Source organism: Mycobacterium marinum (assembly GCF_003391395.1).
In the GTDB taxonomy this organism is placed as follows: Bacteria; Actinomycetota; Actinomycetes; order Mycobacteriales; family Mycobacteriaceae; genus Mycobacterium; species Mycobacterium marinum.
In genome coordinates this window covers 6,161,674-6,172,538 of the sequence record NZ_CP024190.1, presented here as the reverse complement: position 1 = coordinate 6,172,538, position 10,865 = coordinate 6,161,674, and the positions used below count along the sequence as shown (strand labels likewise).

The following is a 10,865-nucleotide window of genomic DNA, read 5'->3' as shown; positions in this document are numbered from 1 at the left end:
GGCGTTCACCGATAGCCCAGCCGCAGCAGTACCCGAGTATTGAGGGTGCGCTCGGTGCCGGTGGGAAGCGCGAAGTCCAGGCCGTCGGCCACCCGATTGATGGTGTTGAACAGGGCACAGATCTCGACCGCATCCCGGATCGCCTCGGCGCTGACACCGGCGTCGAGAACGGCCCGCACGTCGACCGGTCGCACCTGGGCGGGCGTCAGGGTCAGTTTGTCCAGCAGGCCCAAGGTGGCTCGCACCGGTTCGTCGACCGGCGCGGTGCGCCAATCGCTGACGACCGCCGCGGCCAGGTCGGGTTCCAGGGTCGCCGCCGCGACGGCCTCGTGAGTGGTGGCGCAGAACTGGCATCGGTTGCGCGCCGACACGAACGCCGCGAAGAGCTCTCGCTCACCGATCGTCCACGGCGAAGGGCCGCGCAGCAGCGCCTGCGCGAGTTGGAAGAACGGCTTGCCGAAAAACCTCGGACGGTAGTAGCGGACCTTGATGATGTCGGGGATGTCGCGGCCGCTGACAAATCGCGCCAGCGCGAAAACCGGGCGGCGGCCGGGGCGCCCGCGGGTGATGCTGGGCAGCCTCACCGCAAGGCCCGCTCGAGGGCGGACAAACCCGCATGCCGGCGCTCGTCACCGGCGCCGAGTGCGGCCGCGATGGTTATCTCGAAGATGTCGTCGTCGCAGTAGCCGGCGCCACGCAACTGTTCGATGTCGCTGTCCTGGACCCGGTAGGCGTACCGGCGCAGCTTTTGCACATATCCGCTCAGCGGCTCGGGCACGTCCTGCCCGTGGTAGACGGCCCTGCGCAGCGCCGCGTCGGTGACGGCCGGAGCCCACAGGACGGCGTGGCGCAGCCGGTCCTGCAATCGTTGATGGCGACCATGCTCGGACATCCGGAACACCTCGCAGACCTCGCAACGATCGGCCCGCCGCGCGACCGGCGCGCCTGAATCACCAGCATCCCACGATGTCGCCCTATGCTGGGAGCCTGACCAAACCGGGGAGCCGGACTGGCGGAGGGTCGGATGACGCCCGTAACAGTGTGCCGCGCTTGCGGTGTCGAATCCCTGGAGAATGCGCGGTTCTGTCACGAATGCGGCGCACCGGTCGGTGCCGCCGATACCCGTGCGGAATACAAACAAGTCACGGTGCTGTTCGCCGACGTGGCGCATTCGATGGACATCGCGGCCGCCGTCGGTCCGGAGCGACTGCGCGAGATCATGGCCGAGCTCGTCACTCGTGCATCGGCGGTTGTGCAGCGCTACGCCGGCCGGGTGGACAAGTTCACCGGCGACGGGGTCATGGCAGTGTTCGGCGCACCGGCGGCCCTGGAGGACCACGCCCTGCGCGCGTGTCTGGCCGCGCTCGACATCCAGGATGAGGTCGCGCGCCTGGCGGCGGACATCAGTCGCACCGACGGCGTCGAGCTGCGGCTGCGGATCGGCCTCAATTCCGGCGAGGTGATCACCGGCGGGATAGGTCCGACAGCGTTGGGATACACCGCGGTTGGCGAGCAGGTCGGCATGGCGCAACGGATGGAGTCGATCGCTCCGGTGGGCGGGGTGATGGTCAGCGACACCACCTCGCGGCTGGTCGAGGGTGTGGTGCTGCTCGGGGCGCCCCAGCGGGTGCAGGTCAAGGGGATGGGCACGGTCTCGGCGCGGGAGCTGCGCGGCGCGACTGCCCAACACCAAAGAACCGATACCGCCGAGTCGACACTGGTGGGGCGCGGGTGGGAAGTGGCCGCCGTGTCGACCATGCTGGATCGCGCCATCCACGGACGTGGTTCGGTGGTCGGGGTGACCGGTCCGGTAGGGATCGGAAAATCACGACTCGTCCGCGAGGCCATCGGCCTGGCGAAAAGTCGTGGGGTCACCGTGGTGCACACCTACTGTGAGTCGCACGCCGCCGACGTCCCGTTCCGGGTGATGACGCGTCTGCTGCGGGCCGTCGGCCAGGCCAGTGGGCTCGACGATGAGGCGGCGCGGGCGCGGGTTCGAGACCGAGTGCCCGATGCCCAACTGCCGGATCTGCTGCTGCTCGACGATCTGCTGGGTATCGCCGCTCCGGGTGCCGAGCTGCCCAGGATCGACCCGGACGCGCGCCGGCGCCGGTTGACCGGGCTGATCAACGCATCCCAGTTGGCGCGCACCGAACCGGTGGTTTTCGTCCTCGAGGATGTGCATTGGATTGACGAAGCCAGCGAGTCGATGCTCGCCGACTTTCTGACGGTGATGCTGCAGACCCCGTCGCTGGTCTTGTTCACTTATCGCCCCGAGTATCGCGGCGCCCTGCAGCTGGTGCCGGGTGCCCAGACGATTGCGCTGGTGCCGCTCACCGACGCGGACGTGTCGACGCTGGTCGCCGAGCTGCTCGGCCAGGACCCGTCGGTCGCAACCATCGGCCGGGTCATCTCCGAGCGGGCCGCGGGCAACCCGCTGTTCGCCGAGGAGATGACCCGCGAACTCGCCGAACGCGGCGTGCTCACCGGCGAGCGCGGCAGCTACCAATGCCGCACGGATGTGGCCGAGATTCGGGTGCCCGCAACCGTCCAAGCGGCCATCGGTGCCCGCATCGATCGGCTCAGTCCGGCCGCCAAACAGACGCTCAGTGCCGCCGCGGTAGTCGGATCCCGGTTCAGCTCCGATCTGCTGATCGGCCTGGGAATCGAACCCTGCATCGACGAGTTGCTCGATGCCGACCTCATCGACCAGGTCCGGTTCACCACGCGCGCCGAGTACGCGTTTCGGCATCCCTTGGTTCGCACCGTGGCCTACGAGGCGCAGCTCAAGGCCGACCGGGCCCAGCTACACCGCCGGCTGGCCCAAGCGCTCGAAAACGCGGACGCCGATCCGGGTGACCACCATGCCGCGCTGATTGCCGAGCACTTCGAGGCCGCAGGCGATTTGGCGGCCGCCTACCGCTGGCACATGCGCGCCGGCAAGTGGGCACTGAACCGCGACATCGCCGCGGCGCGCTTGAGTTGGGAGCGAGCCACCAGGATCTCCGATGCCTTACCCGCCGACACCCCGGACCGGTCGGTCAAGCGCATCGCGCCCCGCACCATGTTGTGCGGTTACGCGTGGCGCGTCCACGTCAACATTTCCGATGCGCACTTCGCTGAACTGCGTGAGCTGTGCCTGGCGGCCGGGGACAAGGCCTCGCTCGCCATCGCGACGGCCGGGCTGGTGATGGATCGCATCTACCAGGCCCGCATCCACGAGGGATCCCGACTGGCGTCGGAGGCAATGGGCCTCATCGAGTCGATTGGCAATCCAACCCTGACGGTGGGGCTGTCGCTGACGGCCATCGTGGCCAAGGCCGAACAGGCCCAGTGGCTCGATGTCCTGCACTGGTCGCAGCTGGTGATCGAGCTGGCCGACGGAGATCCCACCAAGGGCAACTTCATGATCGGGTCGCCGCTGGCGCTGGCGTTGACGACGCGGGCCATTGCTCGCTACTGCCTGGGCCGTCCCGGTTGGCGCGACGACGTTCACCAAGCGGTGCAGACCGCCGGCGCCACCGACCCGGTGGCCTACGCCACCGTTGTCGCGTTCGTCCACAATCCGGGAATAGCGTTCGGAGTGCTCAGCCCCGACGAAGCCGCGATACGCGAGATCGAGCAGGCGGTACAGATTGCTCAGCAGGCCGGCGATGACCTCGCGCTGAGCTCGGCCCAAATCTCGCTGGGCATCGCGCTGTTGGAGCGGGGCACCGAGCCCGGGCGTGACCGCGGGTACGGGTACCTCGCCGATACCGGGGACACGCTGATGCGCCGCGGCTACTCGCTGGGCGATCTGCCCATCGTCGAGGCCTACCTGGCGCGCGAGCGCGGTCGCCGGGGAGATCGTGACGACGCCCTACCGATGCTGCGCACGGCCGTTGACACCCTGTACCGGCAGGGACAGCTACTCAGCTGGGGGCTGCCGGCAACACATGCTCTGGTGGAGACGCTGCTCGACCGGGGCACCGAGGCTGACTGGTCGGAAGCCCAGGCCGCGATCGAGCGGGTAGCCGACGAGCCGCCGGATGGGCCCCAACCGTTGCGCGACATCTGGCTGCTGCGGATGCGGGCGGCGCTGGCGGGCGCGCGCGGTGCCGACGGCGACTATCAGCGCTTGTGTGAGAGCTACCGCGACATGGCGCGCACGCTGGACTTCTGCGGACATCTGGCGTGGGCAGAAGCGATGCGGTGACGAGCCGGGGCGGGCGCCTTGTAGTGGTGCGCGCCACGATTAACGGACGCATCGACTGGATACTGTCCTTAGACACTCACTCAGAGAGCGGAAGAAGCGCGTGGCTCCAAGTTTTCAAGACGTCATCAAGTCCAAATATCTGTTGCTGACCACGTTCACCAAGGACGGCCGCCCGAAACCTACCCCGATCTGGGGGGTGCCCGACGGAAACCGGCTACTGGTGATCACCGACGACGAGTCGTGGAAAGTCAAGCGGATCCGCAATACACCGCGGGTGACGCTCGCCCGCAGCGGTTCGCTGGGCAAGCCCAAGAGCGAGCCGGTCGAGGCGGTCGGGCGGGTGTTGCCCAAGTCGGAAACGAGGCGGGTCTACAACGCCGTGCTGAAGCGGTACTGGTACCACGCGTGGTGGTTCTACCCACATTCGATCGTGCGTGGTGGCATCGACAAGGTGCATATCGGTCTGGAGATCGAGGCCGCCTAGCCGGCCGGCCGGCCGAGCCTGCCACCATAGAAGGCGTGACCACCGTAATTGTGGTGACGTTGATCCTGCTGGGACTCGGCATCGTGACCAACGAACTGCTTCGGCTGCGCAGGTGGCTGAAAAATGCCCCACCCGAAGCAGATGGCGTCCAACCCCCGGACGGGGATGACTGAACTCGCCCCAGCGCTCCGCGGGCTAGGCGGTGAGCGCGGCGACCGTGTCCGCCAGCGTGGTGCGCGGATCCCGATAGGTCACGCCCAGCTCCAGTTCGCTCGGCGAATCATCGGAGTCCGGCATCTGCGTGTAGTACTGCATTCCCGCGGCAGTGAACGGATTGTCGAAGGGCAGATACGGGCCGGCCAGATCGAGCAATGAACCCGCGACGCGCAGCACGCTGTCGGGAATCGGAACGCTCACTATCGGCGTCTCGGCCACCTGGCCAAGCATCTTCGCCAGCTCCGGCACCGGAATTCGATGCCCGCCCACCATGTACCGGCGAGGACCGCGCCCCGGCTCCAGCAGCGCCGCGTGCACCGCGGCCACGTCGCGGACGTCGATGATCAGCCAAGCCGCGTTGCGCCCGGGAATCGTGCGGATCTCCAGCGCGGCCTTGACCCCCTCGCCGGCCTCCCCGAATTGGTTGCCGACCGGCGGGCCCAGCACCATGCCCGGATAGGTGATGTTCACCGGTGCGCCGGCATCCTGCAATCCGCGCGCATAGATTTCGACCTGCGCTTTGGACGTTCCGTAGCCGTCGGATCCCCCCACCACGGGCAGGTCCGCCGAGAGGGTTTGCAGGCCGGGGTGGAAAAGGGCGGTAAAACTCGAGACGTGCACGATCGGATCGAGTCCGAGTGCGGCGGCCTGTCCAAGCACGTTGCGAGCACCCTCCATGTTGGTGCTCAGCATGTCTTGAGTCTGGCGCTGGTCGGTCGCCACCAGTGCGGCACTGTGGACGACGGCGTCACATCCGGTGAGTGCCTCGCGCACCAGATCGCGGTCTTTGATGTCGCCGATGATGAAGTCGGACACATCGACGCCCAGCTTGGCGACCGACGACTCCAGTTTCGCGGGATTTCGGACCAGAAAGCGGACCGAATGCCCCGCATCGGCGATGGCCTTGGCGGTCCAGCCGCCAACAAACCCCGTACCACCGGTTACCAGAACGTGCATGCAGCGATTGTGCACGGCGAGTCGCCCGATCTGGCGGCGGGGGGCAATGGCCCGGCTACAGGTGGTGCGCCGCGAAGTCCGCGCCTTGGCCGGTCATCCCGTTCACGGCGTACAGCGCGTGCGCTGCCGCGTCGTTGCCGCCACTACAAACCGGGTCACCGCTGGCACATAACTCGATGGTGCGGGGTTGATACAGCGGGCCGATAGTGATCGGCGGGGCTCCGTAGTGCTGCAGGAACTGCTCGGAGGGAGTGCCGAAAAGAGTCACTGCCGCAACATGATCAGCGATGTCCGGCGCCATGGGTTTGCGCACCGCCGCCGCGGGAACCCTCGGCGGTACCGACGCGGAAGTGACGTAGCCGGCCACCGCAGCGCCCTGCGAATACCCGCCGAGCACCTCTCGGGTCGCGGGGCACTTGGCCGCCATCGACTCGATATGTGAGCTGGCGTCGCGGATGCCGTCGATCACCGTCCGCGGGAAATCGCTGCTGGAGAAGTCGCTGCTGGCGGGGTAGTCGACCGCATAGACGGCCAAGGACTTGGCGCCGATATCCGACCGCAACGCGGCCACGAAAGATCCCCCGATGCCGCCGATACCCGGCGGCTCGCCGGTGCCGCGGGCGAACAACACCTCGACATCCGGACACGGTTCGGCGGCCGCGAACGGCACCCGGATTCCCCATCCCACCAGCGCGGTTACCGCCGTTGCCGCACCGACGGCAAGCCGACGCGTCCATGTTGTGTTTCTCATGCTTATTCCAGAGTTAGGAGTTGGTGCGCTTGGCAACCGGATACCCGAGGGTGGCCAAGCGTGAAACCTGTGCCGCGGCCCGGCCCCGCAATGCTATCGAGGCCGCCCGGCATCAGGGTGTTCGTGAAGCGCCCAGTTTCGGATCGGAATCTCGATCGGTGGGCACCATCCCGCGCGGCAGCGTCAGGGCCAGATCGCTATAGGTGACGATGCCGGGGGCCGCGGCAACGACAGCCGGAATCGCGTTGATGGTGGGCATCGCGGTCATGATGTGCCCGAGCACCATGAAGTCGGCGATCGTTTCGGCCTGGAAGTAGGGCGGCGGCAGAAAGCTGACTTTGGTTGTAACCGTGGGAGTTCCGTCGACCTGGATGACCCAGCCATCCTGGTCGATCTGCCAGTCCGGCTCGAGGGTCTGTCCCTTGCGCCACCGGACATTGAGCTCGACGATGGTCCGGCCGCCCGCCACTCCCTGCCAGCTGGCGTGGACACCCGCGACACATCCCGCCGCAATGGTCCAAGAACCCAGGTCGAGGTCCGCGGTGGTCTGCGCGTGTTCGGCCACACAGCGGACCTCGTCGAGTTCGACCCCCAGCGCGTCGGCGACCAACCGGACCGCCTCGCCGAAGATGGCCGTTCCCTGGGCGGTCATCGCCTGCAGCTGCGGATGGTCGATCGGCTGGCCGAAGCCGACCGGCCGCTCGGTTGCGGGGGAGTCATAGAACGTGGTGTCGGCGGCCTCGTTGACGGTCACCTTGTCGATCCGGTTGCACACCATCGCCGACACAATGGCCAACAGTTCGGCAAACCCCGGACTGACGCCTGATCCGAAGATCGTCGAGCCGCCGTGGCGGCAGGCCGCCAGAATCCGGTCACGGCCGGCGCCCAGGTTGTGCCCGGTGATGAACGCCGCCGTCGTCACCACATTCACTCCGGCCGACAAGATGCGCACCAGTTCGTCCACGTCGATCCACATCGGGTTGTAGACCACGCAGTCCGGTTTGAGGGCCAGCAGCGCCTCGACGTCATTGCTGGCGGTGATGCCCAGCGGTGCCATGCCGCACAGTTCGCCGGCGTCGCGCCCGGCCTTCTCCTGCGACCAGGCGTAGCACCCCACCAGTTCCAGCGCGGGGTGAGTCGCGATCGCCTGCAGCGAACTCTTGCCGACGTTTCCGGTGGTCCATTGCACGACCCGATAACTGTTTGGCACTCGCTCAGCATAAGAACCGGGGCGGATCTTCGAGGGGGAATCAGTAGGCGGACTCACCGGCCAGGATCTCGGCCAGAAAAGCGTCCGGTGGCGGCCGGTCCAGCCGGTCGCGCACCCAGCGGCGCACCCGGTCGCGGGTCTGGCGTGATTCCGCGATGTCGGCCCCGATCACTACCGACGTGGCGGCCCAGTTGTGGTCCCATGCCGAGGTCTGGGTCATGGCGCGCCGTTGCGCGTCGACGAGTGCGACCGTGGCCCGGCCGCCGGCATCCAGCGCGCCGGTGCCGCTGACCTCACCGGAGCGCACTCGGACCGGCACGTCGGTGGCCGGCTGTGCTCCGATGAGGGCGGCCCGCACGACGGCGACAACGGCGGACCCGGCCGGTCCGCCGGGCTCGATCGTCCAGTCGACGGTGTCTTCGGCCGCATCGAATATTGCCGGCGGTACTCCGCCCCAGTTGATCGACGCCACGCCACGGCCGATCGACGCCGCGCCGCGCGGGCCTTGCCCGGCGCCGGCGGCCAGCGCATAGTCGTCGCGCCGTCCCGTCGGCATCGTCACCGCGACCGATGAATCATCAATTGCGGCAGAAAGTTCCGTCCAACCGGCGCCGTCCGCGCCCACCTCGTCGGCAAGGTGAGCCCCGGCCCGCACCAGTGCGCGAATGCGTGCATCACCGGTCCGGACATGTGCGGTCAGGGCGCCGGCGTGCGGCGCCAGCAGTTCGGCGACGTCCGAATCCAGGGTGTCGTCGGTGAAGAAGCCCTGTGCCCCGACCGTCAGCAGTGCGACCTCGACGTCGAGCAGCGCCCGGTCCAGCCCGGCGATGTCGTCGCGTTGACTGGCCGGCCACCAGCGCCGCAGCCAATGGCCGACGGCCAGGCGTCGCAGGCCGGCCGCGGAGCCCGGGATGAGGTCGACGCCGCGGAGGTCGACGTCACCCGCCGGGTGCCCGGCCACCGCCGAGAGCACCGCGACGTGTCCGGATTCGCCGACCACACGCCAAAGCCAGTCGGCGCGCGCCGCGTTGGTGAAGGTGATGCGGGTGGCCGCCTCCCCGCGCGGGTCATCAATGACCCAGGACAGCACCGCCCCACTGACTTCCAGCACCGCAATCAGTGGCGACGCCGGGAGTTGCTCGTCGGGGCCGGTGGCACCGGTGCTCCACAATCCTGACTCCGCCACCAGTTTCATCCGGCCACCTGCAGTTCCAGCATCGACTTGATCCGCTGCCGATGGTCGAGGCTCACCGAACGCGCGACACCGTCGAGTAGCGACCGCGCGTCGTCGACGTCTGCGCAGGGCTCCTGCCAGACATCGCGCCCGTGCAGCCGTGCCCAAAGCCGGCTCAGGTAGGGCTGGGAGTAGGCGGCCAGGTCGTCGACCACCTGACGTTGTCGTGGATGAATCGGCCCGCCGTCGGCAAGGTAGCGGCGGGCGTGCAGCACGTAGGCCTCTTTGCGCAGCCGCGACTGAATCTGCGCGGCCAATGCGTAGCGGTTGGTCATGGTTCGGTCCAAGGGGGCCAGTTCGACGGCGACTTCGATCCCGGCCACCAGGGTTGCCTGCTTGTCCTCGCCGAGCAGGCCCCACGGCGCGCAGGCCCGGTCGACTTCCTCCTCACACAGTAAGGGGATGTCTGGCAACGCATCTCGGTCCAGGGCGCGGCGGAGGGTGGCACGCACCCGATCCACCACGGTCCGGTCCAGGGGACGGTCGCTGGGGGAGCCGGCATTGACGGTGGGTGGTTGTTGTGGCGCAACCGAACTCAAGCCCAGTGCGACTATCGACCAGGGCAGCTCGCCAGATTCGACGCGCGCCAGTGCGCCGAGGTCGTATGCGGTGGTGGAGCCGGCCAGCATCGACCAGGCGCGCTGGCGTGCGATGACGGCACCGTGGTTGGGGGCGGGGCCCAGCGCCGTGCCCAGTGCGGTCCGGAACGCATCGATCGCCGCGCGGCAGGCCGAATCCGGTGCCCGCACGTCGCGCCAGCTTCGACTGAGTTGATCGGTAAGCGCGGCCACCACTTCCGGACTTGCCAGATATTCATGCAACACCTCGATCGCGGTGCGGTCGCGCCCCTGATGGATCTCGTGCAGCACCGTGGCCGGGGTTTCACGATCATCGGCCGCGGGCGGGCCCTTGGTGATGGCCAGCTCGAAGCACACCGGGAAGTACAACTCCTGGGCGTTTCCGCTGCGGATCCGCAGCTTGCGCCGCTCGGCTTTGAGCACATCGAACCATGCTGCCGCAGAGCATAATTGGACAGCGCTGCCAAGGATCGCGTCGTGCATCAACGTCGCGGTGGCCGGGTCGACGACGGGCGCTGAATACTGGGGATTCGACCGCAACCGCAGCACCAGTGGATCGATGATGCGCTTGACGGTGCGACTCAACGGACCGCCGTCATCGCTGCTGAGCAGTTCGACCCCGGGGCCGATCGCGCGCCACGCCTGATCGATCACCGCGCGGCGGGGACTGCCCACCGCTACGGTCGTCGTCAACTGTGGATCCGCGCACATGTCAACAGGATAGGGGCATTGACGCGGATACTGATATTCCCAAAGTTGGGTTCGGTAGCCGATTGTCCCCGCGAGGCTGGCGCTATGAGCAAACCCAAGATGCTGGCCATCGGCGCCGAAGTTGCGCTGATCGCAACCACCCTGTGGTACCTGGTGATGCGCGACTTCCGGATCGCACTGGCCGGGATCGGGCTTGCTCTGGCCACGGTGAGTCTCATCGGCCACGCCAGCTACGCGGCACGACGGATGCCGGGGGTCGCTCGGATGGTCGGAGTGGGTACGGTGCGCACGGTCGAGGGCGGCGAGGCCGAACCTGGCGACGGTGAGCGCCAGATCTGGATCGAAGTGGCCAGCGTGCACGGCGACACCTTCATCGGCCGACTAGTGCAGGACGACGCGGAACCAGACACGGCGACATTGCGCCCCGGACTGGTGGTGTTGGTGGCGTTTGATCCCGCTGACCGCCAACAGCTTTCGCTGCCCGATGACGTATTGGCCGTTCGCGCCAGGGGTCTGGCCATCGGTTGAC

General features: G+C 67.7%; 11 protein-coding genes. 4 read left to right on the top strand and 7 right to left on the bottom strand.

What is annotated here, in order from left to right; all coding sequences use genetic code 11:
* Window positions 1-5: 5 nt before the first annotated feature.
* Together CCUG20998_RS26260 and CCUG20998_RS26255 are read right to left on the bottom strand one after the other, a co-directional pair.
* Window positions 6-584 (bottom strand): carboxymuconolactone decarboxylase family protein, encoded by a 579-nt coding sequence (locus CCUG20998_RS26260; protein ID WP_020730976.1) that lies wholly within the window; start codon window positions 582-584, stop codon window positions 6-8.
* Window positions 581-892, bottom strand: coding sequence for a hypothetical protein (locus CCUG20998_RS26255; RefSeq protein WP_011741941.1), 312 nt, complete (start codon window positions 890-892; stop codon window positions 581-583). The genes CCUG20998_RS26260 and CCUG20998_RS26255 overlap by 4 nt, the downstream gene beginning before the upstream one ends.
* 132 nt (window positions 893-1,024) lie before the next feature.
* Between CCUG20998_RS26255 and CCUG20998_RS26250 the strand changes: the two genes are divergently transcribed.
* From CCUG20998_RS26250 to CCUG20998_RS27730, 3 genes are all read left to right on the top strand, one after another.
* Window positions 1,025-4,195: an ATP-binding protein gene (locus CCUG20998_RS26250; RefSeq protein ID WP_036456758.1), complete on the top strand. Its 3,171-nt coding sequence runs from the start codon at window positions 1,025-1,027 to the stop codon at window positions 4,193-4,195.
* Window positions 4,196-4,295: 100 nt separating this feature from the next.
* On the top strand, window positions 4,296-4,679 hold the full coding sequence (locus CCUG20998_RS26245) for a PPOX class F420-dependent oxidoreductase (protein WP_012396762.1): 384 nt from the start codon (window positions 4,296-4,298) through the stop codon (window positions 4,677-4,679).
* Between the two features lie 35 nt (window positions 4,680-4,714).
* Window positions 4,715-4,852 (top strand): hypothetical protein, encoded by a 138-nt coding sequence (locus tag CCUG20998_RS27730; RefSeq protein ID WP_020730974.1) that lies wholly within the window; start codon window positions 4,715-4,717, stop codon window positions 4,850-4,852.
* Between the two features lie 22 nt (window positions 4,853-4,874).
* On the opposite strand, the gene CCUG20998_RS26240 is transcribed toward CCUG20998_RS27730, so the two are convergent.
* The 5 genes from CCUG20998_RS26240 to CCUG20998_RS26220 all read right to left on the bottom strand — a co-directional run bounded on the left by CCUG20998_RS26240 (window position 4,875) and on the right by CCUG20998_RS26220 (window position 10,336).
* Window positions 4,875-5,852 (bottom strand): SDR family NAD(P)-dependent oxidoreductase, encoded by a 978-nt coding sequence (locus tag CCUG20998_RS26240; RefSeq protein WP_036456756.1) that lies wholly within the window; start codon window positions 5,850-5,852, stop codon window positions 4,875-4,877.
* A gap of 55 nt (window positions 5,853-5,907) precedes the next feature.
* Window positions 5,908-6,603 carry a cutinase family protein gene (locus tag CCUG20998_RS26235; protein WP_020730972.1) on the bottom strand — a complete coding sequence of 232 codons (696 nt, stop codon included), beginning with the start codon at window positions 6,601-6,603 and terminating at the stop codon, window positions 5,908-5,910.
* 112 nt (window positions 6,604-6,715) lie between these two features.
* Complete coding sequence (locus tag CCUG20998_RS26230; RefSeq protein WP_036456754.1) at window positions 6,716-7,813, bottom strand: NAD(P)H-dependent amine dehydrogenase family protein; 1,098 nt, start codon at window positions 7,811-7,813, stop codon at window positions 6,716-6,718.
* 40 nt (window positions 7,814-7,853) lie between these two features.
* Entirely contained in the window at window positions 7,854-9,008 is a 1,155-nt protein-coding gene (locus CCUG20998_RS26225; protein ID WP_020730970.1) for a hypothetical protein, read from the bottom strand.
* Window positions 9,005-10,336: a hypothetical protein gene (locus CCUG20998_RS26220; RefSeq protein ID WP_036456752.1), complete on the bottom strand. Its 1,332-nt coding sequence runs from the start codon at window positions 10,334-10,336 to the stop codon at window positions 9,005-9,007. Before CCUG20998_RS26220 ends, CCUG20998_RS26225 begins: the two co-directional genes overlap by 4 nt.
* Before the next feature lie 84 nt (window positions 10,337-10,420).
* Here CCUG20998_RS26220 and CCUG20998_RS26215 point away from each other — a divergent pair, with 84 nt between their 5' ends.
* The gene (locus CCUG20998_RS26215; protein WP_020730968.1) at window positions 10,421-10,864 is read left to right on the top strand and encodes a hypothetical protein; all 444 of its coding nucleotides are present in this window, start codon (window positions 10,421-10,423) and stop codon (window positions 10,862-10,864) included.
* Window position 10,865 lies beyond the last annotated feature (1 nt).